Genomic DNA, 24,437 nt, shown 5'->3' with positions numbered 1-24,437 from the left:
TTATCTAAACAAATTTCGGGGGAAAATTATAAGTCTCTTAATACTCTGCTCACAGCGTGTATAACGCCATTTGTAGCCTGTACATTTGTAGCAACTATTGGGTTTTCACCATTATCTGGATCAATTGCCGCAGCAGGATCTGCCTGGATAGTAATATTTGTACCGCCTAGTGTTTCTACCATCATTCCATCAAGACCAGCAAGATCTTCTGCTCTTACATTTGCTCCAGCAATAACGTGTAGTTCTAGTGTAGCAGCGAGTGTAGCAGTATCAATATCATCTAGAGAATCTACGCCAAGATCAGTAAGTAAATTTTCAAAAGCCGTGTTTACGGGAGCAAGCACAGTAAATGGCGCAGGATCTGTTCCATTAGGAGTTTGTAAAGCACCTACGTATCCAAATGATGCATCTGCTGTAAGCGCTGCAACTAGTGTAGAAAAGTTAGGATCTGCCGTAGCAAATGTTGTTACATCTGGCAACCCTATTACTGTATCTACTACGTGTACGACACCATTTACCGCAACAATATCGGCGATGATTACATCAGACCCACCGTTAAGAGTGACACCGTTATCTGTATTAATATATAAACTTAAAGGAGCATCTACCTCACCATTAAAGGTAGCTGCAGTATTTACATAACTATTAGTAAGTGTTCCAGAGATGGCAACTGCACCTGGAACCACGTGGTTAGATAATACCTGTGCTAGTACATCATTATCTACATCCTCTAGCGCTGCACCATCAAGAAAAGCTGCAAAAGCATCATTAGTAGGAGCAAATACTGTAAAGTCTTGTTCTGTGTCGCTTAGTAGTGTTGTAAACGTTGTGTTTCCCTCATCTGTTAGTGCTGCAACTAGTGAGGTAAGTGCAGGGTTTGTTGTGGCAAATGTTGCTATGGTAGGTAGGGCTATAACCGTATCTACAGCGTGTATGACACCATTATCAGTTTCAATATCTGGTGTTGTTACAGTAGACTGTCCATTAAGAACAACACCATCTGTTGTGTCTACATAGAGACTAATGTTTGCATTAGAAGAAGGTTCTGTTGCGAGGTTTGTTACATAACCAGTTGTTAGGTCTGTAGATGTAAGTGTCGTGTTAAGAACGTGATTTAGTAATACCTCACGTAATACATCTGTATCTACGTCTTCTAGGGCTGCTCCATCTAGAAATGTTTCAAAAGCCGCATTGTTAGGAGCAAATACTGTAAAAGTACCACTACCTGCAAGTGTTGCATCTAGATCTGTCTCTTGTAGCGCAGCTAGTAGCGAACTGTAATCATCATTACCGGCCACAAAATCTGCGATGGTATTGCTTTCACCTTCAATAATATTTCCATTATCATCATCATCATCACACGATACTGAGACTAATAGCGTTAATGCAAGAAACGCTAGTTTTGTAAAATTAAATAGATTTTTCATAGTTTGTAGTTTTTGTTTAATGTAAAACTAGAATAGATAAACAAAAAATAATCCCAACAGAAAGTTAAAATGTCAAAATTAACAATCCTTTTTTTCTTAATAACTGCCCATATTAACCTTACAGCATCTGCGCAAGCTCTCAATGAATATGACGCTCAAGGTAAGCGTCACGGTAGCTGGCAAAAGTTTTATGACAGCTCAAAACAACTAAGATATACCGGATCTTTTAACCACGGTAAAGAAGTAGGAGTATTTAAATTTTTTGATTCTAGTGGTGGTCACCCCACGGCTATAAAAGAATATACGACAGATACACCCTTTGTAGACGTTACTTTTTATACCACAGAAGGAAAGAAAGTAAGCTCAGGTAAGATGAAGGACCGTAAAAGACGAGGTGAGTGGCTGTCTTATCATCAAGATGGTGTAACTGTGATGATAAAAGAAGCTTATAGTAATGGTCTTCTTGAAGGACAGCGCAATGTCTTTTTTATAAGCGGACTTCCAGCACTAGTCGAGCAGTATGTAGATGGAAACAAAGAAGGAAAGGCTCTCACATATACAGAAGAGGGAAAGGTGCTTAAAAGTGTAACCTATAAACAAGATAAACTAGAAGGACCAGCCATCTTCTATAACGGTTATGGACAGAAAGAGGTAGAGGGTAATTATAAGAATAATAGAAAACACGGCCTCTGGAAGTATTTCAAAAATGGTCAAGTAGACAAGGAGATTAAGTATCCTCGCAATAAAATAGGCGTACAATAGTACTGTAAGGATATCTTACCAGTTACTACTACAATAGACTAGTATAAATATGTAGTTATATAGTGGGTATATAAGTAACATTTTGCCATTCTTATAATGGCTTGTTATTTTGTAATTTTGCGCCACAATTTTTTTAAGTGTTTCTAGACACTTTATGCGAGTCTCAAAAGAGACTATTGAGTATACAATATCTAAGTAAAAGTTATGAAAACGGTAGTAGTAGGTCTAAGTGGAGGAGTAGATAGTAGTGTTACAGCATACTTGCTTAAGGAGCAGGGATACAATGTGATAGGCCTTTTTATGAAAAACTGGCACGATGACTCTGTAACAATCTCTGATGAGTGCCCGTGGCTAGATGATAGTAACGATGCGATGCTTGTTGCCGAAAAGTTAGGAATCCCTTTTCAAACGGTAGATCTTAGTGAGCAGTACCAAGAACGTATTGTAGATTATATGTTTAGAGAGTATGAGATGGGGCGCACGCCTAATCCAGATGTTTTATGTAATCGCGAGATTAAATTTGACGTGTTTATGAAAATTGCACTTTCACTGGGTGCAGACTACGTCGCAACGGGACATTACTGTCAGAAATCATCTATAGAGGTAGATGGTAAGACAGTATACCAACTTATCGCTGGGGCAGATAATAATAAAGATCAATCTTACTTTTTATGTCAGCTATCGCAGGAGCAACTGGCAAAAACGTTGTTTCCTATAGGCCATTTACAAAAGCCAGAGGTACGTGACATTGCACTACAACAAGAACTCGTTACTGCAGGTAAGAAAGATTCTCAAGGACTTTGTTTTATAGGGAAGGTACGTCTGCCAGATTTTCTTCAGCAGCAGCTTAAACCTAAGGAAGGTGTTATCGTTGAGGTGCCAGAGACCGTTATACCTGAAGTTGCGGGTGGGGAGAAGGCTAGTAACGCTTTCGCGAAAGCGGAATTAGAAAACCTTGTAAAAAAACCATCATATACCGTAGCCGAAGGAAAAGTAGTAGGGAAGCATCAAGGGGCTCATTATTTTACCATAGGCCAGCGCAAAGGACTAGGCGTAGGAGGAACGGTAGAGCCACTCTTTGTAATAGATACAGATGTAAAGGATAATGTGATATACACCGGTCAAGGTAAAAACCATAGAGGTTTATACCGTAAAGGACTTTTTGTAAAGGAAGAAGAGATACACTGGATACGAGAAGATCTTACACTTGCGGTAGATGAGACAATGCAGGTAGAGGCACGCATACGTTACCGTCAACCTCTTGAGAAAGCCACTTTATATAGAGTAGATGGGGGTATGTATGTCATATTTGACAACCCACAAACAGCCATAGCCGAGGGGCAATTTGTAGCCTGGCATCACGGTGAGGAGTGTCTTGGTTCTGGGGTTATTTCGTAACTTACGTACGAAATCCTACGAGCCTTGGCTCATAAACTATGTCGCTATGAGATCCCTATTATTTTTAAGTCTACTGTTTGTATCCTTTTACACAAATGCTCAAGACGCACAAGATGCCTGGGTTTATTTTGTAGATAAAGAAAATGTCACCCAGAGCCTAGAAAATCCCATAACGATACTCTCACAAGAAGCACTTGATCGTAAAGAACTACACGGTGTTATTATAGATGAGCGTGATGTCCCTGTAAATGAAAGTTACATTACTGAGATAAAATCACAAACAGGTATTACAGTGCTTGCAAAATCAAAATGGATGAACTGTGTACACGTACGTGGTACAGAAACCCAGATAGCAACACTAGAAAGCCTATCATTTGTTAGCGCTATTGAGTATGCAAATAAGAATATTACTAGAGCTGCGACACCAATACTTTTTTCTAAAGAAGATCCTTTACAATCTCAAAGTAGAGTAGTTTTTAATTATGGGGTGACAGATAATCAAGTTACTATGCTATCGGTAGATGAGTTGCATTTGCAAGATTATACAGGCGAGGGGATGGTTGTAGCCGTTATGGATTCTGGTTTTCCTGGAGTAGATGAAAATGAAGGTTTTGCACGATTAAGAGATGCAGGAAAGTTACTAGATGGTTATGATTTTGTAAGTAGAGAAGATAATGAGTTTGCATTTTCAAATAGCAGTCACGGTACACGTGTGTTGAGCGATATTGTAGGTTTTATAGAAGATGAGTTTGTGGGAACAGCTCCAGATGCTGCTGTTTATTGTTTCCGTACAGAAGATGTAGCTAGTGAAAATCCTGTAGAGGAGTCTTACTGGGTAGAAGCAGCAGAGCGAGCAGATAGTCTGGGTGTAGATGTTATAAATACCTCACTAGGCTATCGCACTTTTGACAATCCAGATTATGACTATACATATGCAGATATGGATGGCCAGACTACCTTTATATCGCGCGGTGCAAATCTCGCTTTTGAGAAAGGAATGCTTGTCGTAACTAGTGCTGGCAACAGTGGTAATGGGATGATAAGTGCCCCAGCAGATGCTTTTGGATCTTTTACGGTAGGAGCTGTAGATGAAAACGGCGATTATGCGAGTTTTAGTAGTATAGGTCCTTCTAGTGATGGTCGTATCAAACCAGATGTGGTTGCAAAGGGTGCTGGTAGTGCTGTGATAGATCAAAATAATAACATAACTACAAACAATGGTACGAGCTTTAGTTCACCTATAATGGCTGGTGCTATTACAAGCTTTTGGCAAGCAAACCCGCAACGTACTAATGCAGATGTTATGCAAATAGTGAGGGAGTCTGCTTCTCTATATACAAACCCTACGGCACAGCTTGGGTACGGAATACCAGATTTTGGCGCAGCACTAGATGATTTATTAACTCTAGAAGATTATAATAATAAGAGCACGTACCAAATCGTGCCTAATCCTGCCTCGGAGATTGCTATGATAGTATTTCCTCAAGATGTAAGCAAAGTAGATGTACATATCTATGATATTCTTGGAAAACTCGTAGCGACAAAAACAGTAGAGTCTCAGGCAAGTTATCTACCTGTATCAAATCTAAAAAAAGGAGTGTATCTCATACAGATAAATGATGGTACCACGCTTATCACACAAAAATTTATAAAGTCCTAATGAATAGAATTACTTCGTTATTTAAAATAAAATATCCTCTTATACAGGGAGGAATGATTTGGAACTCTGGATGGCGTCTTGCTAGTGCTGTAAGTAACGCTGGCGGTCTTGGTATCATAGGTGCTGCTTCTATGTATCCAGATGTGCTTGTAGAGCACGTTGAGAAGTGCAAGAAAGCTACAGATAAACCTTTTGGGGTTAACATACCTATGTTGTACCCTAACATAGAAGAGCATATGAAGACTGTGGTAGATTATAAGGTGCCTATTGTTTTTACAAGCGCAGGTAATCCAAAGCTTTGGACTAAAGAATTAAAGAAGCACGGTATTAAAGTTGTACACGTAGTAAGTAGTGTGAAGTTTGCACTAAAGGCTCAAGAAGCTGGTGTAGATGCCGTTGTAGCCGAAGGTTTTGAAGCGGGTGGTCATAATGGTCGTGAGGAAACAACAACTTTTACACTCATCCCTATGGTAAAAGATAAGATAGATGTACCTCTTATTGCAGCTGGAGGTATTGCTACAGGTAGAGGTATGCTTGCCGCAATGACACTAGGAGCAGACGGTGTGCAGGTAGGAAGTAGGTTTGCAGCAAGTGATGAGTCTAGCGCGCATCAATTATTTAAACAAGCCATTATAGATACGCAAGAGGGAGATACGGTATTAACTCTTAAAGAACTGGCACCTGTAAGACTTATAAAAAATAAATTTTATGAAGAGGTAGCAGCCTTATATACTACAGCACCTACTAAAGAGCAATTAGTTCAATTATTAGGTCGTGCAAGAGCAAAAAAAGGGATGTTTGAGGGAGACCTAGAACAAGGAGAACTTGAAATAGGACAAATATCTGGACTTATAAATGACATAAAACCTGCTGCAACTATAGTAAGCGATATGATAGCTGAGTATACGGAGGCAAAAAATGCATTACTCAATTTTGATAACTGGTAATACTACTATTATAGATTAAAAAAAGACCAACTATCTAATGTGATAGTTGGTCTTTTTTATTCAATTTATAAACACCTTTGAGATGTATGAATCTTGTTATTTACTAGTTGCTCTTCTTTACATATTTTGTTACAATAACAACTTGTTGCCCTTGTATTCTACCTTCTATATGCTCTGCATTATCGTGTACTAGACTTATGTTTCTCATAAACTCTCCACGCTTTGCTGTAAAGTTTGCTCCTTTTACATCAAGATCCTTTATGAGCACGACGCTATCACCATTTGCTAGGCGTGTACCATTTGCGTCTTTGTGTATTACTGTATTCTCATCTTCTTCTATATGCTCACCTGTAGCTTTTGCCCACTCTAAGGTTTCTTCTTCTAAATACATCATATCAAGAAGATCTTGTGGCCAGCCTTCTTTACGAAGTTTAGTAAGCATACGCCACGCCACGACTTGTACAGCTGGTACAGTACTCCACATACTATCATTAAGACAGCGCCAGTGATTTACATCTACCTCCTCAGGATTTTCTATCTGAGTAATACAAGTCTTGCAAGCGAGTATATCTTCTTCTTTAGGAACTACTATAAAAGGGGAGAGGTCATACTCATTACTACAAAGTTCACAAATGATGGTACGTTTATTAAGTTCTCTTAAGCTCACGGCAATTAGTTTTTATTGATAAAAAGAATATGTAGGGTAATAGCGCGAAGAAACAAAATTTAGCCGTAAGCTAGTTATTCCTTTCGCTCTTTTTCTTGCTCGTAAAATTCACGTCCTAATTGAGCGAGAAAGGGAATACCTATTTGCTCATACTCATAAGTGTCGTCATTAAAAATTTGATTCTCATTAACAAGTATGGTGGCAGAGAGTATAAAGCGTAAATCATTTTGAGTATCCTCAATATAGGCGGTTTCTGTAAGCGTGCCGTATGCAAACCCTACTTTGTTATAGATATGTATATTATCTGGGATGGGTGTTGTTACATCTCCATACATAAAGAATTTTACATAGCTGTCGTAGTATTCTTCTTGATTATACTTTGCATCACGTGGGAGCGTTTTCATAGCCTTAAGTACTCTTTGTCTAGATGTTTCAGATAGTTCTAATCTTTTTGAGGTTTCAAAAGAGTTTGGAAATACCAGACTTTTTACAAAATGATGTTGCTCTTGTAATGGGAAGTGATTTTTTAAACCAAAATCCATAGGCTCATTTACAAGTTTTCCATTTTCAATATAGCCCTGTCCTTTTTTATTACCTACCACATTGTTAGGAATGAGGTCTTTGTCTTCTTTATTTGTGATAATAACACTTTCGGCTGTATAGCTTGGGAAAAATTGAATTGTTTTTCTAGCATTAACTGCTGCTTCAGGTGTAGCTAGTCTATGTTGTATGGTAGTTTGTGTGTAGCCTTTTTCGCGTAAGCGGGAGTTTATATAATCTCTACCTAGTAATTCATAAAGACGGTTATACGCTTTATTATCGCTTACGGCAAAAATCTGTCGTAGGTCATTACTTATGCTGTGCAACTCCTCATCACCGTCTATGATGTAAGGTGTATCTAGGGTTATATCTTCTCTAGCATCTGTATATTCTGCGGCGAGTACAGCAACTGGAAGTTTTACAGTGCTTGCTGGGTAAAAGTAATTCTGTTCATTGAGTCCGTAACTGTAATCTGTAAACTGAACTTCACCACTATCTGTGGAGTCAATCTGAGTAAAAAGAATCTGGACTTCGTATTTGTCTATACCATCTGTAACCCTTGTGATAAGCGGGCTAGATGAGTTAAGGGCTTTCTCTATGGGTGTAGAGCAGCTTGCCATAAATAAACATAATATAAGTACATATCTCATATTATAAATGTAGTTAGTATTCATAAAAAAGACCAGCTTAGGACTGGTCTTTTTATAAAATATATCATTACTATTCTTCTATGAGAACTTGATTTGCAATAAGATCATCAAAGGTCTCTCGCTTGCGTATAAGGTGAGCTTTACCGCCTTTTATGAGTACCTCTGCAGGTCTGTAACGGCTATTGTAATTACTTGCCATTGTAAAGCAGTAGGCACCCGCATTATCAAAAGCGAGTATGTCTCCTTCAGAAATTTCGGCGATGCGTCTATTATTTGCAAAGGTATCTGTCTCACAGATGTAGCCTACTACGCTATAAAAACGCTCTCTTCCGTTAGGATTGCTTATGTTATGTATCTCGTGCTGGCTACCGTATAGCATAGGTCGTATAAGATGGTTAAAACCACTGTCTACTTGGGCAAATACTGTTGAGGTAGTTTGTTTTACTACGTTTACTTGTACCAGAAATTTACCAGACTCACTTACCAGAAACTTACCTGGCTCAAAGGTGAGTGTTAATGGTTTTTTATACGCTTTCGCGAAAGCGTTAAAACGTTTCCCTAGTTTTTCTCCTAGTTCCTCAATATTAGTTTCTATATCTCCCTCTTTATAAGGTACCTTAAAACCACTTCCAAAATCGATAAAAGTAAGGTCGCTGAACTGTTTTGCCGTCTCAAAAAGGATTTCTGTAGCATACACAAAGACATCTATATCTAGTATATCACTACCGGTATGCATATGTATACCGTTTATATTCATACCCGTGTTTTCTACTATGCGCAGTACGTGTGGTAACTGGTGGATACTAATCCCAAATTTACTATCTATATGTCCTACAGAGATATTTGTATTTCCTCCTGCCATCACGTGTGGATTAATACGTATACAAACAGGTGTCTCTGGGTGTTTTGTGCCAAACTGCTCTAATATAGATAGGTTATCTATATTGATTTGCACGCCCATTGCTGCAACTTCTTCTATTTCTCCTAGCGAGACACCGTTAGGTGTAAAAATGATACGATCTGGAGTAAAGCCAGCCTTAAGACCAAGTTGTACTTCTTGTATAGATACGGTATCAAGACCAGAACCTAAGCCTTTTAAGTGTTGAAGAACAGATAAATTGCTTAGCGCCTTTACTGCATAGTTAAGGCGTAGCTGTTTTACACTTTTAAAAGCGTTTGTAAGTCTATTATATTGAGCGGTAATAGTGTCTGCATCATAGACGTAAACAGGGCTACCGTAGTTTTTTACTACGTTTAAGAGGTCTTTATTGGTCATTACTTTATATTTAAAGTAAAATTAAAAGACTTCTATAAATAGACAGAATACTTTTGTTATAAATGTTGAACAATAAGGTTAAAAAATGTTCATTATATAACAGCCTCAAGAGGCTTTTGTAAATTTCATATAAAAACAGATGACTACAGCCGTGTTACCTATGTTTCCTCTTGAGATGGTGGCATACCCAGGAGAGCTACTTTCTCTACATATATTTGAGGAGCGATATCAACAATTACTTAAGGATTGTGAGGAGGGTAATATAACCTTTGGTATCCCAACCTATATAAATAACACCTTATCTTATGGCACAGAAATGCGTGTTGTAGAAGTGGTGAAAAGATATCCCTCTGGTGCGGCAGATATTATATGTAGAGGAGAACGTGTCTTTAAACTAGTAGATTTTTATAACACACTAGGAGAACGATTATATGCCGGGGGAGAAGTGGTTTTTCAAATTTCGCAAAATGATGCTTCCTTACAGATAAAGGAAGAATTTGTAAGCCTGCTTACTATATTTTATAACCTTCTTGATGTAAAGACACCAGAGGTTGCTATACAAACCGTAAGTGCGTTTAGGTTTGCTCATAAAATGGGACTTAATATCGAGCAGCAGTATGAGCTACTTCAGATTTCTTCAGAGATGGACTGTTTTGTATATCTCATAGCGCATTTACAAGCTGCAATACCTACCTTAAAGTCTGTAAACCGTACCAAAGAGCTCATAAAGCTCAATGGTCATTTTAAAAACTTTGACCCATTAGACTTCAAGGATTATAAGCTTGAGTAGATTTTTGTTGCATATTATTTAAGATTATAACAAAATAGCTGTAAAATTATCAAATTCTCAAAAATGATAATTTATCAGATAAAACTTAGTGCTACCTTTTTTCATATTCAAACGTATTTATTGGCCTAAGTATGTATTTATCCTAGTAAATTACTAGACTTTGTGGTGAATAATCTTCTAGAAATATCTGTTAATCAGTAAGTTGTTTTTATTTAAAGGATTTCCTTTATTGCATTATAGATTAATCAGTAAATTATTTAATAATATGATAAAAATACTAGCGAAAACGTTGTAGTGGTGATAATAGATTAATATAAGTGTTAAAAAGAGTTAATTTTGAAACTAATATTAATCCTAAAATATGCAACCCAAAATGAAAAACAAATTCAAATTTAGTGCGATGGCACTAGCGCTAGTAGCAGTATCTTTTACTTCTTGTGAAAAAGAAGAAGCAGATGCCATTCAAGATGATCAAGCAAATGTAGAACTAGTAGTCGAAAACAATCGTGTTGAGGTTACAGATCAAGCTATTATTGATCAAGTGCGTGGTATGGCTATAGATATAGCTGCGATCACAAAAGGAGATTTTCACCTTCCAGATGGTACTGTAGAGCAGCGTATCTACATAGGTGATGACATTGTAACAACTGCAAAGGACTTACAGGAAATGCAGGTCAATGACCAGCGCCAGTTTAGAACGTTTAACCTAGTAACTGGAGCAAACAGAACAATAGACATTATAGGTTACACAGGTAATGATAACTTTGGTCTTACTAATAAAGGTAGAACAGCTTTACAGTGGGCGGTAAATAACTTTAACCGTATCTCAGGATCTGCACTACGTTTTAGACTTACATTTGGAACAAACTTCTCAAACAGCGATATGGTTGTTTATGATAACTCTGCAAATAACTCTGGTTCTGGAGGTGTAGCAGGTTTTCCAGATGCACAAGGACGTCCTAATAAATTTGTACAGATTTACAACCTTGAAGGTTCTAGTACAAATGTAAATGAGCACGTAATTACACACGAGATAGGTCACTCTATAGGTTTCCGTCACTCAGATTACTATGACCGCCAGAGTTGTGGTAGTGGAGGTGGAGAGTCTGCAGGATCTACTGGAGCAGTACAATTACCAGGTACACCTACAAGAGATTTTGACTCAATAATGCAAGCTTGTTTCTCAAATAATGAGGATGGAGAGTTTAGCAATAATGATATTACCGCATTGCGAGCTATGTACTAAGAATTGAGGTTTACAAAGATTACTAGCTAGTAAGTAAACGCCCTATCCATCTGGATAGGGCGTTTTTAATTTTATAGATTGTGAGAGCGTTTATTATGCGCTTTCGCGAAAGCGTAATTCTCACCTATTTTGTAATCTATTATTTATGCATTGCACCTTTCTCAATCCCAACAGATGATTTTTTGATAAACTCACGTATATCATCATTTGCCTTGATTAAATCCTCATTACGTAAGTACATCATATGTCCAGATCTATAACCTTTAAAGCTTAATCTATCTGCTAGTTTACCGCTGGCGTTAAGCTGCCACATTACATACTTTGCATTAAAGTAAGTTGTAGCGCCGTCATAATAACCGCTCTGTATCATTACATTAAGGTTAGGGTTCACACCCATCGCTCTGCGCAGACTTGGTCCTGCATTATTATTTGATCTGTCCCAAGGTCGTACTGGGCCAAACATATTATAAGATAGATCTGTCTTTAATCCTAGCTCTTGACTAAAGTAGTAATTTATCGCTGGTGTAAATGAGTGTAACCACGAGGTAAGCTCACTATTGTAATCTGGTCGATCTCCAGATTCTTTTACATCCATTCCCTTATAGCGGGAGTCTAGTCTACCTATAGTAAGGCCGTCACGATCTCTTAAGAGATCTTTCCAGAAGTAGTTAAAGGGTACTTCTAGATTGTTTTGACGTATTGTTTTTTCAGAAAGGCCAGAATAATATGCCATTTTTTTGATAGCAGCCTCCTTTTTTGATGCATCTAGGTAACCAGACTTTACAATAAGTGGTAGGAGCTCATTTACTGCATAGTCTTCACTTTCAGCTAGTGCTTCTGTAAGGTCTTTTTGTTGTAATGCTGGTGGTAGCATATTGTGGTACCAAGCAGCCGCAGTAAAGTAAGGAAGCCTGTTTGCTACTTCTACAGGACCGTCAAAGTCAAAACCTATTTCTGTAGGCGATACAAGTATCACTCCATTTATAAACATCCATTTACTGTCTTGAAGCGCTGCGGCAAGTCCAGAAACTCTTGTTGTACCGTAGCTTTCTCCTATAAGAAACTTAGGTGATCTCCAGCGGTTATTTCTTGTAACAAAAGTGTTTACCCAGTCTGCTAGATATTTAATATCTGCATTAACGCCAAAAAATTGTTTCTTGTCTGGCATTTCTCCTTTTTCATTAGGTAACATTCTACTGTATCCTGTGTTTACAGGGTTTACAAAAACAATGTCTGCCACGTCAAGTATCGAGTTAGGATTGCTTTTTATACCGTAGGGTTGTACAGGGTAGCCCTCATTATCTATCTTTAAGATGCGTGGCCCTGTGTATGCAATGTGCATCCAAACAGAGGCAGAGCCTGGTCCTCCATTAAAGGAGATTACTAGTGGTCTCTCTTGATCATCTTTTATGTCAGATCTTTTGTAATAGGTGTAAAGTAGACTAGCTACTGGTGTTCCTTCTTGGTTAAAAACGGGTTGAAACCCAGCGGTTGCCGTATAAGGAATGGTTTTTCCTTTTATGGTGGTGGTGTGTTTTGTGACAATTGTAGTGTCTACAGGTACTGGGATTTTTTGAGAATACGCTTTCGCGAAAGCGGAAACAACAAGCAGCCCAGTGAGTAGGTGTTTGAAATACATAGGTTGGATATTTTGGTTGTGACTCCTAAAATACCAACTGACATTTTATTATTTCAAAATTGGGAAATTTTTAACGTCCCGAAATGGGAAGTACAAAGAGTGTTATGACCAGTGCACAAGCAATTGCAATGGCAAAACTGAGCATTGTACCTATTAAAACATATTCGGTTTTAAGGTAATCACCATCTTTAAATCTTAAGATAGATTTTGCGGTAATTAAAAAGCCTACAGCACTAAACTGGCCTATTATGATAAGTACAAGCACGAGCCAGCGCTCTGTGATACCTATGAGTCTACCTGCATTAGGTAAGTCTTGTGACTTCTCTGTAAACGATACAGAGAAGAGCGTAAAAATTTCTTTAATAAGGATATTTGCCGGCTTTGTACATAATAAAAATACCGCAATAAGACAGGTGTATGTAAAGTGTGTAGTGTCTATAAATATAGGTTGCCATCCTATAAGTTTTATAAAAGTAGTACTCACTAGCGCGTATATGAGAATGTGCAATAACTGATCTATAAAAAAGGCTCCTTTATGTAGTCTTTTGCTAGCTAGTATTTGAGGTTTAAAACCGTCTATCACCCAGTGTAATGCACCTATGAGTATAGCTGCAGGAAGAAATCTATAATCAAAAGAGAGAAGGTAAGAACACACAAAAACTATTAATATATGCCACTTGAGGTGTTTGCTTTTAAACCCTTTTTTTGCCTTAGATTTTGCTGTTTTCTTAGATTGAAAGGTATAGTCTCCTAGTAAGTGAGCTATAGTCTGTAGGGCGATTAAGGTTGCTATTTCCATTAATTAAGAGTGCTTAAAAGATGAGAAAAATAACGAATGGATTTATCCATACCGTTCCACCCAGAGGCGGTTGAGTGCTGGTTTATAGATGACTGGCTCACAGATAACTGCTTTGCAATGGTCTTCTCACTGTTACCCATAATTTTTAAAAACAACACTTCATTTTGTCTACTTGTAGCTCTGGCGAGCAGGTGATCTAGTAGTGCGAGTATGGTTTCTATATTAAAAGTGAGCTCCTCGTTATCTGAGCTAAAGAATAATGTGTTTTTTATAACCATACGCTCCTTGTTGTGCGTACTCTCGTCGCTTATAGCGCGACCACTTCTATAAATGGCGTCGCCATCTATGATATTATTTGCAATGTCAAAACGATCTAAAGTACCTAGACCCATTGCCAGGCGTATGCTGTACGTCTGGAATACTTTTGATCTATTATTTTCTGGTTTATCTTCTATCTCTAGTGACTTAATAAAAGTCTTTATAGCAAGCATTACAGATAGTCCATTTGCAGGATCTGGCACTACACACTCTAAGTAGTCACCCTTTATGAGTCTAGAGAAGGTGTCAAATTTTTCTTGAAGCTGGTCAAACAGTTTGTACAGTGATTGCTCAAGAATTTTCTTTTCATCTGTACTTAAACTTGTATAAGCAATAAAGTCTCCAGAGATAACTATATGTTGTTTGTCTTTCACTTAGATAGTTTATATAATTCAAATATAAGCATATTTACTTATATTATTGTTTTATAAGTGTATTTACTTATAAGTTGTATTTATAAGTGTTTTGACTTATAGATTAATCATTGCTATGTATAATTGCTCCGTTTTTAATAACAAGCCAGATATCCTCAGTCGCTTTAATGTCTCTAAGCGGATTACTATTTAAAATAACAAGGTCTGCTATACCTCCTTTTGAGAATTGATATAATGATTTATTTAAGAAATGAGCACCATCATACATACTACTTAGTGCGGTGCTCGTAGATATACCCGCTCTGGTCATCTCTCTTAGTTCGCCGTGTAGTGATGGGCCAGGATATGTATAAGCATTATAAGCTCCACTATCAGATCCAGATAGTAGGGTAACACCTGCGTCATCTAGTTTTTTTACTAACTGTAAAAAGAATTCTTGTAAGTCCTTTCTATTTTGTTTTGCTTCATCACTAGCATTTAATGCACTGTTTACTCTACCCTCGTAGGTCGCGATAAAATCTTCTTCTAGTAGTGCTAAGTATGAGTCCTTATTATGGTCTACCTCGTCCATATAGCTCAGAATGTCACCTATAAAAAGGGTAGGAGTGACATATACATTATTGTCTTTGAGTTTTTTAAAAGTGCGCTGCGCGGTATCTTCATCATAGGTTTCTATAAGTTGTGCCATACTTCCCCAAAAGCCTAGTTTACCTTCTTTTATTTGTGCTGTGATTTCTTTTTCTTGAGATGAGCAACCCTTTAAGATGTAGTAAAGATGTTCAATGTTGTCTATTCCCGCATCTATAGTTTCATCAAGGGTGACGGTAAATGGCATATGTCCAGAAGTTATCATACCGCGAGACTCTGCTTGTTTTATAATCTCTAGGTACTGCTCTCCAGATAGTGTACTATCATAAAGCTTTACATAATCTACATTTATAGATTGTAATGAGTCTAGTGCTTTGCTTATTTCATCACTGTTAGAAACACCTATAGAGCCTGCCCAGCGTGCATTTTTACCATCTAGCTTAGGTCCAGAGGTATAAATTGTAGGACCTATGCGTGTGCCATTTTGTATCTCTTTGTTCCACTGCTGTACTTGCGGTGTGAGGTCACCACCTGCATCTCTTACAGTAGTGATACCGTACTTTATAAACTGCTTTAAAAAAAGTTCGTTTTGAGTAACCAGTTCAGGCCCTCCTCTAAAATGTGTGTGATTATCCCAAAATCCAGGTAAAATATACTTGCCACTTCCATCTATTTCCTTTGTGGCAAATAAGGATTTTGAAGTGTCTAGAGGATCAATTTCGGCTATTAATCCATCTTTAATATAAACTGTGTAAAGATCGCCATCGCTTATACCTTTCTCATTTATAATCGTGATGTTCTTTATAGCAAGGTCATATGTATTTTGAAAAGTATGCTCTTGACAAGCGTTTAGAATACTAAGACTTACAAAAGCAATTAAATAGTAAGAGCGTACAGATAGATTCATATAATAGGTCTAGATACTAGGTGAGTTACGCTTTCGCGAAAGCGTAATTAATCCCCTAAAACTACAAATTATACAGCAACCAAAACATTTTTATGACTCCAAAATATAAGTTACATTGCGCCATTAAACCATTATAAATGACTACCGAAAATCTACAAATTATATCAGATATGATTGCTATGGCAAAAGCAGATAGCCACTTACACGAGCGTGAATATCATTTTATACTCGAGGTTGCAAAGCGTCTTGAGATATCTAAGGAAGCGGTAGATGAGCTTATTAAAAATCCGCTGCAGGAAATGGTTTTTAGTACAGAGTTACAGCGCATCACACAGTTTCATAGACTATTGCTAGTAATGAATGTAGATGAGCAAACACATTTTGTAGAGATTGATGCGCTGAGAAATTATGGTCTCAAGCTGGGTATACGACCAGAAGCGGTAGAACAAATACTAGGGGAGATGGGTAATTATGATGGTAAACTTATACCGTCAGAACGACTTGTAGAAATCTTTAAAAGATTCTATAATTAATAAAAAACGACAAAAAGTCACTATATAAATTTTAAAATCTGCCATAATGTCATAATTTTATTATTGGAACTGAATTTGTCTATAGCTGTACAAGTTTGAAAACAATTTAAAAATTATAGTTATGACATTAGTTAGAAAAAATACAGCTCCATACTTACCATCTGTTTTTGAAGAATTACTTAACACAGACTGGCTAGGTGGAAGAACAAACACATTTACAAACGCAACACCTTCTGTAAACATTATAGAAAAAGATGATGCGTTTGAGCTTCACGTAGCCGCTCCGGGCTTAAAGAAAGAAGATTTTAATATAAATCTTGACAATGACTTACTTACAATCTCCTCAGAAATTAAGAACGAGGAAGAAATAAAAGAGACAGCAAAGTTTACTCGTAGAGAGTTTAACTATGCTTCTTTTAAACGCTCATTTAATTTACCAGAATCTGTAGATACGGCAAAAATTACAGCAAGTTATACAGATGGTGTTCTTGCGGTTTCTTTACCTAAGCGTGAAGAGGCTCAAGTGCAACCTTCAAGGTTAATTGAGATACAATAATAAATTTGGTTGGTTAGTTTGAGATTGGGTTCCCGCAAGGGAGCCCTTTCTTTATTTATGCTAGTTCCTTAATTTGCTCTTGGTATACTTTAATCTGGTCTCTAAGCTTTGCAGCCTGCATAAAGTCTAGTTCTTTGGCAGCAGCTTCCATTGCCTTTCTAGTGCTTCGTATTTTCTTTTCTATTTGTGGCTTAGTAAGATACTCTTCTGCATCTTCGGCGGCGAGATTTACGAGCTCTTCGGCTTCAATCTTATAGGTTTCCTTTCGCGTAAGCGCATTATCAAGACTCTTTTTAATAGCCATAGGGGTAAAGCCATTTTTAGTATTATAGTCTATTTGCTTCTGGCGACGGTAGTTACTATCATCTATGGTTTCTTGCATAGACTTTGTAATCTTATCTGCATACATAATAGCCTTCCCATTTACGTTACGTGCGGCACGTCCTATAGTTTGGGTAAGTGATCTGTTACTACGTAAAAAACCTTCCTTATCTGCATCAAGTATAGCTACTAGAGATACCTCTGGTAAATCTAGACCTTCTCTAAGTAGGTTAACACCCACAAGTACATCATAAACACCTTTACGTAAATCTTGCATTATTTCTACACGCTCAAGTGTATCTACATCAGAGTGTATGTAGCGGGTACGTATGTCTATACGGGTGAGGTATTTTGTAAGCTCTTCTGCCATACGCTTAGTAAGCGTGGTGACAAGCACGCGCTCATTGCGCTCTGTGACTTTGTTTATTTCTTCTATAAGATCATCTATCTGGTTGAGAGATGGGCGTACTTCTACTATAGGGTCTAAAAGACCTGTAGGACGTATAATTTGCTCAACATAAGTTCCTTCAGACTTTTGCAATTCATAGTCTGCTGGGGTAGCCGAAACATATATAACTTGATTTTGCATCATTTCCCACTCTTCAAATTTAAGCGGGCGATTATCCATCGCCGCGGGTAGCCTAAAACCATATTCTACTAGGTTTTCCTTACGACTTCTATCACCTCCATACATCGCACTTACTTGCGAGACCGTCACGTGACTCTCATCTACTACCATCAAGTAGTCATCTGGAAAGAAATCTAGTAGACAGAAAGGTCTTGTACCTGGCTCGCGACCGTCTAGATATCTTGAGTAATTTTCAATACCTGAGCAATAGCCTAGCTCTCGTATCATTTCTAAGTCAAAATTTGTGCGTTCATCTAGCCTTTTTGCTTCTAGATGTTTACCTACTTCTTCAAAAAAGCTTACCTGTTTAGTAAGATCTTCACCTATTTGATTTATGGCTCCTTGTAGTACATCTTGAGAGGTTACAAACATATTTGCAGGATAGATGCGCAAGCGAGAATACTTCTCAATCACCTCTGCAGATGCTGGGTCAAAAGCCTCTATCTCTTCTATCTCATCACCAAAAAAGTGAACTCTAAAAGCCATATCTGCATATCCCGGGAACACCTCTACCGTGTCTCCCTTTATTCTAAAATTACCACGATTAAATTCTCCCTCTGTACGTGAGTAGAGGCCTTGTACGAGTTTTTTAAGAAACATCGTGCGTGCCATAACTTGGTCTTGCTTAATTTCTGTTATGTTTTTCTCAAACTCGGCGGGGTTACCTATACCGTATAAGCACGATACAGATGCAACCACAATCACATCGCGACGCCCAGAGAGTAGGGAAGTGGTGGTGCTTAGTCGCATTTTTTCTATCTCTTCATTGATAGAAAGATCTTTCTCTATATACACCCCAGAAGAAGGAATAAAGGCCTCCGGCTGGTAATAGTCATAGTATGATACAAAATACTCTACCGCATTATCTGGAAAAAATGCTTTAAACTCGCTGTATAATTGAGCTGCGAGTGTTTTGTTATGAGCGAGTATGAGTGTGGGCTTTTCTGTCTCTTGTATCACATTTGCGACCGTAAATGTTTTACCACTTCCGGTAACACCTAGTAGTGTCTGGTAGGTTTCATTTTTATTGATACCGTCTACTAGTTGTTTGATTGCAGAGGGTTGATCACCAGTAGGTTTAAAGTCAGATTGTAGTTTAAATTTCAAGAGCAGCTTTTTTTATAAAATTACGAGTTTTTACGCTTTCGCGAAAGCGTAACTATCCCAATGAATTGTTATAAAGTATTTTAATTATGTTAAGCTACCGTGCTTCTCTAGTGCTTGGTCTAAGGCAGCTAGAAGAATAGCGCATCCTTCTATGATTTCTTCTGTTGTGATGGTAAGTGGTGGAGTAATGCGTATGGCGCGATCTTCAAAAAGTAGCCAAAACAATATAAGACCCGCATCTTGACAAGCAAGTATTACCTCAGAAGTAATTGCTGCCGAAGGGGTGAGTGCTGCAAGCATAAGGCCGCGCCCTCTTATTTCTGTAATATATGGGTGTACGAGTTGCTCGCGTATGAGTTGTTCTTTTACTAAGGTGTCTTCTATAAGAGTGGTCTCTGTGATTTCTTGTAGTGTGGCTAGCGCCGCCGCAGCAATCACTGGATGCCCGCCAAAGGTGGTAATATGTCCAAGCTTAGGATTATCTGATAGTAACGCCATTGTGTCTCGTGATGCAGTAAATGCACCTATAGGCATACCGCCGCCTAGCCCTTTACCTGTTACAAGAATATCTGGAACTACATCGTAGTGCTCAAAACCAAAAAGTTTACCTGTGCGCCCCATACCTGGTTGTATCTCATCAAGTATGAGTAGAGCGCCTACGTCTTTACATCGTTGTTTTACCTTAGATAGAAAGTCATTAGTAGGCTCTATAAAACCTGCACCGCCTTGTATGGTTTCTAATACAACTCCGGCTGTATGTTCTGTGATGCGTTCAAGATAGCGGTCACAATTAAATTTTATAAAAGAGACATCACCTATCATAGGTTTAAAGGGCGCGGTGCGCTCTTCATTACTCATAAGGCTTAGTGCTCCATAGCTATTACCGTGATAGGCATCTACGGCGGCGATAATCTCTGTGCGACCCGTCGCTCTACGAGCGAGTTTTATAGCGCCATCTATAGCTTCTGTACCACTGTTTACAAGGTATGTACTCTGTAAAGATGGAGGTAAGTGCGCTGCAAGGAGCTTTGTGAGCTGTACGGCTGGAGACTGTGCATATTCTCCATACACCATCACGTGAGCATACTTATCTAGCTGATTGATAATTGCAGCTTTCACTCTAGGATGTTGATGTCCTAAGCTACAGGCAGAGACGCCTGCTACAAAATCTAAAAACTTCTTGCCCTCTGTATTATATATGTAACTGCCTTCTGCCTTTGCTACCTCCATCGCTAGTGGGTGAGGAGTGGTTTGTGCTTGGTATGTTAGAAAGTCAGCTTTCATTGTGTAGTAAAAAGTATACTATCGCTGTCTTCTCCCAGCTCTGGCAGATGTAGGTCTACCGTACTGGTGTTTTGGTTGATTACCAGCGGCCTTGAAGTTTGCCTTCATAGTCTTGAGTTGCTCTCCTAGCATACCGTGCTTATCGTGAGCTTCTGCCTCTTTCATAAGGGTTTGTGCCTCACGTCTTCTATTTTTACTCATTGCAATACCTGCAAGACTTAATTTTGCCATTGCAAGATCTGCATCCATAGAGAGACCTAGGCTTATGGCTTTCTTAAAATATTTTTCTGCCTGGGTCATATTAGTCTGTGATACCATAAGTCCTTGTAGGTAGTTATAGTATCCTTCTTGTTTTGTAACTAGAGCACTGCTTGGGTTTTTAATTTTTGAAAGCCACTTTTGAGCTCCAGGGAAGTCTTGCTTACGTAAACGTAAAAAGGCAAGTAAGATAATTTCGTTTTTAAAATATAAGAATATAAAGATTCCCATAAGTAAGAGTAGCATTATACCATTACCTATTTCATTCTCTGTAAATTGCCATATTGCTGCTGCAAGAGTTGCTATAGCTAGAACGAGTTTGATGTTTTTATTAAACATAGATTATATTTAGACCGTTTGTTTTCTTATTTTTGCCCTATATACAGGCGGGAGCAAAGGTATATAAAAGGAGATAAAAAAAATTTATTTTTCCATTTGTAGAAGTAAAAACTTCTCGTATATTTGCGCCCAGCTTAGAAAGCTGTAAATAAAAGAAATTATAAGGCGGTCCTAACAAGACATTAAAGAAGATACAAAATGAGCAAGAGAACGTTTCAGCCATCAAAAAGAAAAAGAAGAAACAAACACGGTTTTAGAGAGCGTATGGCTTCTGTAAACGGTCGTAAAGTTTTAGCACGTCGTCGTGCTAAAGGAAGAAAGAAAATAAGTGTATCTTCTGAGCTTCGTCACAAAAAATAATGCATCTCGTTGATGTAAATATATAGGTGTTACTTTTTTTAAGTAACACCTTTTTTTATACCCTATCAGTTCATAATTTTAGATAATTCTAGAAAAACCACAGTAAATGCCTAAAAATAAAGACTTAAAATCGATTCTACTCATAGGTTCTGGACCTATTGTTATTGGTCAAGCGTGTGAATTTGATTACGCAGGATCACAATCATTAAGATCATTAAGAGAGGATGGAATTGAGACTATTCTAATCAATTCTAACCCGGCAACGATTATGACAGATCCCTCTATGGCAGATCACGTCTATTTATTGCCACTTACTACAAAGTCTATTGTAGAGATACTCAAAAAGCATCCTAATATAGATGCAGTGCTTCCTACTATGGGAGGGCAGACTGCGCTTAACCTTTGTATTGAGGCAGATGAGAAGGGTATCTGGAAAGATTTTGACGTAGAGCTTATAGGTGTAGATATCGCGGCTATTAATATTACAGAAGATCGCGATCAGTTTAAAACACTTATGGGAGAGATAGGTATACCTATGGCACCACAGGCAAGTGCAAACTCATTCTTAAAAGGAAAAGAGATTGCTCAAGAGTTTGGTTTTCCATTAGTAATACGTTCTTCTTTTACACTAGGAGGAGCGGGAGCATCTTTCGTTTTTGAAGAAGAAGATTTTGATAGACTCCTATCTCACGGTCTAGAAGTATCACCAGTACACGAGGTGATGATAGATAAAGCCTTACTAGGTTGGAAAGAGTATGAGCTAGAGTTACTACGTGATGCAAATGATAATGTGGTTATTATCTGTGCTATAGAAAATATGGATCCTATGGGTATCCACACAGGAGACTCTATTACTGTGGCACCTGCAATGACATTATCTGATGTTACTTACCAAAAAATGCGTGATATGGCTATCCATATGATGCGCAGTATAGGTGACTTTGCTGGAGGGTGTAACGTACAGTTTGCGGTAAACCCAGATAATGAAGAAGAAATTATCGCTATTGAGATTAACCCACGTGTATCTAGATCATCTGCGCTGGCATCAAAAGCAACGGGATACCCTATTGCAAAAATCGCTACAAAACTAGCGATAGGATATAACCTTGATGAACTAGATAACCAAATTACAAAATCTACATCGGCGCTTTTTGAGCCTACATTAGATTACGTGATTGTAAAAATACCGCGTTGGAACTTTGATAAATTTGAAGGAAGTGACCGCACCCTAGGCTTACAGATGAAATCTGTAGGAGAAGTAATGGGTATAGGACGCTCTTTTCAAGAAGCCTTACACAAAGCAACACAGTCACTAGAGATTAAACGTAATGGTCTAGGAGCAGATGGTAAAGGGTATAAGAGTTACGACCAGATTATAGACAAGCTTACCCACGCAAGCTGGGACCGTGTATTTGTGATTTATGATGCTATCCAGATGGGTATCCCGCTTAAACGTATACACGAGATTACAAAAATAGATATGTGGTTCCTTAAACAATATGAGGAGCTATATGCAATGGAAAAAGAGATATCTACTTTTAAGGTAGATACGCTTCCGCGAAATTTATTACTCGAGGCAAAACAAAGAGGTTTTGCAGATAGACAAATAGCACATATGCTAGGATGTCTCGAAAGTGCAGTAACAAGCAAGCGAGATGAATTAAAAATTAATAGAGTTTATAAACTGGTAGATACGTGTGCGGCAGAGTTTGTAGCACAAACGCCATACTTTTACTCAACTTTTGAAAATGAAATGGAGCTTCCTGACGGAACTCGATTTGCTCAAAACGAAAGTGTAGTTTCAGACAAGAAAAAGATAGTAGTACTAGGTTCAGGACCTAACCGTATAGGGCAAGGTATCGAGTTTGATTACTGCTGTGTACACGGTGTACTTGCCGCTGCAGAGTGTGGTTATGAAACTATAATGATAAACTGTAACCCTGAGACTGTATCTACAGATTTTGACACGGCAGATAAGTTATACTTTGAGCCTGTATTCTGGGAGCATATTTATGACATTATACGTCACGAAAAGCCAGAAGGTGTAATCGTACAACTAGGAGGACAAACAGCACTTAAACTTGCCGAAAAGCTTGACCGTTACGGGATCAAAATTTTAGGTACAAGTTACCAAGCACTAGATCTTGCCGAAGACAGAGGAAGCTTCTCTACATTATTAAAAAATCTTGATATTCCTTATCCAGAATTTGATACAGCAGAGACGGCAGACGAGGCGCTTGCAGTAGCACAAAAACTAGATTACCCTATCCTTGTAAGACCATCTTATGTACTAGGAGGACAAGGAATGAAGATTGTAATAAACGACGACGAGCTAGAAGAGCACGTTGTAGACTTACTACGTAAGATACCTAATAACAAACTCCTACTAGATCACTACCTAGACGGAGCGATAGAGGCAGAGGCAGATGCTATTTGTGATGGAGAAGATGTATACATTATAGGTATTATGGAGCACATTGAGCCTTGTGGTATACACTCTGGTGATAGTAATGCAACATTACCTCCATTTAACCTTGGAGACCTTATACTAGAGCAAATTAAAGATCACACTAGAAAAATTGCACTAGCACTTGATACAGTAGGTCTTATAAACATACAGTTTGCTGTAAAAGATGATAAAGTATACATCATTGAGGCAAACCCAAGAGCATCTCGTACGGTTCCATTTATAGCAAAAGCTTACAAAGAGCCATATGTAAACTATGCAACTAAGGTGATGCTAGGTGAGAAGAAGGTAAAAGACTTTAACTTCAACCCACAGCTAGAAGGATATGCAATCAAGCAACCAGTATTCTCTTTTAATAAGTTTCCAAATGTAAATAAGAACTTAGGACCAGAGATGAAGAGTACAGGAGAGAGTATCTTATTTATAGATAACCTTCGTGATGATGCTTTTTACGATTTATACGCAAGAAGAAAGATGTACTTGAGTAACTAATTTAACTACTCAAATTACAGTATTAAAAAAGGTCTACTCAATGAGTAGACCTTTTTAAGTTTATGGGGTTTTGAGTACGCTTTCGCGAAAGCGTAATAAACACT

21 protein-coding genes are annotated in these 24,437 nt (G+C 38.0%); 10 read left to right on the top strand and 11 right to left on the bottom strand.

Annotated features, from left to right (window positions below; genetic code table 11):
* Positions 1-26 precede the first annotated feature (26 nt).
* Positions 27-1,427: a fasciclin domain-containing protein gene (locus Q0948_RS00820; RefSeq protein ID WP_298348465.1), complete on the bottom strand. Its 1,401-nt coding sequence runs from the start codon at positions 1,425-1,427 to the stop codon at positions 27-29.
* A gap of 69 nt (positions 1,428-1,496) precedes the next feature.
* On the opposite strand from Q0948_RS00820, the gene Q0948_RS00815 reads away from it, so the two are divergent.
* From Q0948_RS00815 to Q0948_RS00800, 4 genes are all read left to right on the top strand, one after another.
* Positions 1,497-2,189 carry a hypothetical protein gene (locus Q0948_RS00815; RefSeq protein WP_298348468.1) on the top strand — a complete coding sequence of 231 codons (693 nt, stop codon included), beginning with the start codon at positions 1,497-1,499 and terminating at the stop codon, positions 2,187-2,189.
* A 204-nt stretch (positions 2,190-2,393) separates the two neighbouring features.
* Entirely contained in the window at positions 2,394-3,587 is a 1,194-nt protein-coding gene (gene mnmA, locus Q0948_RS00810) for a tRNA 2-thiouridine(34) synthase MnmA (protein ID WP_298348470.1), read from the top strand.
* Positions 3,588-3,633: 46 nt separating this feature from the next.
* Positions 3,634-5,247 carry a S8 family serine peptidase gene (locus tag Q0948_RS00805; RefSeq protein ID WP_298348472.1) on the top strand — a complete coding sequence of 538 codons (1,614 nt, stop codon included), beginning with the start codon at positions 3,634-3,636 and terminating at the stop codon, positions 5,245-5,247.
* Complete coding sequence (locus Q0948_RS00800) at positions 5,247-6,194, top strand: nitronate monooxygenase (protein ID WP_021778778.1); 948 nt, start codon at positions 5,247-5,249, stop codon at positions 6,192-6,194. Before Q0948_RS00805 ends, Q0948_RS00800 begins: the two co-directional genes overlap by 1 nt.
* Positions 6,195-6,297: 103 nt before the next feature.
* Here the strand turns inward: Q0948_RS00800 and Q0948_RS00795 are convergent, their stop codons facing one another.
* From Q0948_RS00795 to lysA, 3 genes are all read right to left on the bottom strand, one after another.
* A complete protein-coding gene (locus tag Q0948_RS00795; RefSeq protein ID WP_298348475.1) occupies positions 6,298-6,861 on the bottom strand; it encodes an alkylphosphonate utilization protein in 564 nt (187 codons plus the stop codon).
* Positions 6,862-6,935: 74 nt separating this feature from the next.
* Complete coding sequence (locus Q0948_RS00790) at positions 6,936-8,075, bottom strand: serine hydrolase (RefSeq protein ID WP_298348477.1); 1,140 nt, start codon at positions 8,073-8,075, stop codon at positions 6,936-6,938.
* 46 nt (positions 8,076-8,121) lie between these two features.
* Positions 8,122-9,327: a diaminopimelate decarboxylase gene (lysA, locus tag Q0948_RS00785; RefSeq protein WP_298348479.1), complete on the bottom strand. Its 1,206-nt coding sequence runs from the start codon at positions 9,325-9,327 to the stop codon at positions 8,122-8,124.
* Between the two features lie 139 nt (positions 9,328-9,466).
* On the opposite strand from lysA, the gene Q0948_RS00780 reads away from it, so the two are divergent.
* Both Q0948_RS00780 and Q0948_RS00775 read left to right on the top strand, forming a co-directional pair.
* A complete protein-coding gene (locus tag Q0948_RS00780) occupies positions 9,467-10,117 on the top strand; it encodes an LON peptidase substrate-binding domain-containing protein (protein WP_298348481.1) in 651 nt (216 codons plus the stop codon).
* Positions 10,118-10,490: 373 nt separating this feature from the next.
* Entirely contained in the window at positions 10,491-11,363 is an 873-nt protein-coding gene (locus tag Q0948_RS00775) for a M57 family metalloprotease (RefSeq protein ID WP_298348483.1), read from the top strand.
* Between the two features lie 139 nt (positions 11,364-11,502).
* Here Q0948_RS00775 and Q0948_RS00770 read toward each other — a convergent pair whose 3' ends face one another.
* The 4 genes from Q0948_RS00770 to Q0948_RS00755 all read right to left on the bottom strand — a co-directional run bounded on the left by Q0948_RS00770 (position 11,503) and on the right by Q0948_RS00755 (position 15,988).
* A complete protein-coding gene (locus tag Q0948_RS00770) occupies positions 11,503-13,002 on the bottom strand; it encodes a carboxypeptidase (RefSeq protein WP_298348485.1) in 1,500 nt (499 codons plus the stop codon).
* 70 nt (positions 13,003-13,072) lie between these two features.
* Positions 13,073-13,801, bottom strand: a complete 729-nt coding sequence (locus Q0948_RS00765) for a DUF3307 domain-containing protein (protein ID WP_298348488.1) — start codon at positions 13,799-13,801, stop codon at positions 13,073-13,075.
* Entirely contained in the window at positions 13,801-14,493 is a 693-nt protein-coding gene (locus Q0948_RS00760; RefSeq protein ID WP_298348491.1) for a fumarate hydratase, read from the bottom strand. Before Q0948_RS00760 ends, Q0948_RS00765 begins: the two co-directional genes overlap by 1 nt.
* 103 nt (positions 14,494-14,596) lie before the next feature.
* Positions 14,597-15,988: an amidohydrolase family protein gene (locus Q0948_RS00755; protein ID WP_298348493.1), complete on the bottom strand. Its 1,392-nt coding sequence runs from the start codon at positions 15,986-15,988 to the stop codon at positions 14,597-14,599.
* A gap of 137 nt (positions 15,989-16,125) precedes the next feature.
* On the opposite strand from Q0948_RS00755, the gene Q0948_RS00750 reads away from it, so the two are divergent.
* Entirely contained in the window at positions 16,126-16,521 is a 396-nt protein-coding gene (locus tag Q0948_RS00750) for a TerB family tellurite resistance protein (protein ID WP_298348496.1), read from the top strand.
* A gap of 121 nt (positions 16,522-16,642) precedes the next feature.
* Positions 16,643-17,077 carry an Hsp20/alpha crystallin family protein gene (locus tag Q0948_RS00745; protein WP_298348498.1) on the top strand — a complete coding sequence of 145 codons (435 nt, stop codon included), beginning with the start codon at positions 16,643-16,645 and terminating at the stop codon, positions 17,075-17,077.
* A 55-nt stretch (positions 17,078-17,132) separates the two neighbouring features.
* Here Q0948_RS00745 and uvrB read toward each other — a convergent pair whose 3' ends face one another.
* The 3 genes from uvrB to Q0948_RS00730 form a co-directional block, all read right to left on the bottom strand.
* Complete coding sequence (gene uvrB / locus Q0948_RS00740; RefSeq protein ID WP_298348499.1) at positions 17,133-19,133, bottom strand: excinuclease ABC subunit UvrB; 2,001 nt, start codon at positions 19,131-19,133, stop codon at positions 17,133-17,135.
* Between the two features lie 84 nt (positions 19,134-19,217).
* Positions 19,218-20,417, bottom strand: a complete 1,200-nt coding sequence (locus tag Q0948_RS00735; protein ID WP_298348501.1) for an aspartate aminotransferase family protein — start codon at positions 20,415-20,417, stop codon at positions 19,218-19,220.
* Between the two features lie 18 nt (positions 20,418-20,435).
* Positions 20,436-21,014 (bottom strand): hypothetical protein, encoded by a 579-nt coding sequence (locus tag Q0948_RS00730; RefSeq protein WP_035324584.1) that lies wholly within the window; start codon positions 21,012-21,014, stop codon positions 20,436-20,438.
* A gap of 198 nt (positions 21,015-21,212) precedes the next feature.
* Here Q0948_RS00730 and rpmH point away from each other — a divergent pair, with 198 nt between their 5' ends.
* Positions 21,213-21,374: a 50S ribosomal protein L34 gene (gene rpmH, locus Q0948_RS00725; protein ID WP_021778793.1), complete on the top strand. Its 162-nt coding sequence runs from the start codon at positions 21,213-21,215 to the stop codon at positions 21,372-21,374.
* Positions 21,375-21,480: 106 nt separating this feature from the next.
* Positions 21,481-24,333: a carbamoyl-phosphate synthase large subunit gene (gene carB, locus Q0948_RS00720; RefSeq protein ID WP_298348505.1), complete on the top strand. Its 2,853-nt coding sequence runs from the start codon at positions 21,481-21,483 to the stop codon at positions 24,331-24,333.
* Positions 24,334-24,437 lie beyond the last annotated feature (104 nt).

The organism is uncultured Dokdonia sp. (assembly GCF_947496725.1).
In the GTDB taxonomy this organism is placed as follows: Bacteria; Bacteroidota; Bacteroidia; order Flavobacteriales; family Flavobacteriaceae; genus Dokdonia.
This window is presented reverse-complemented; position numbering and strand designations above follow the sequence as displayed.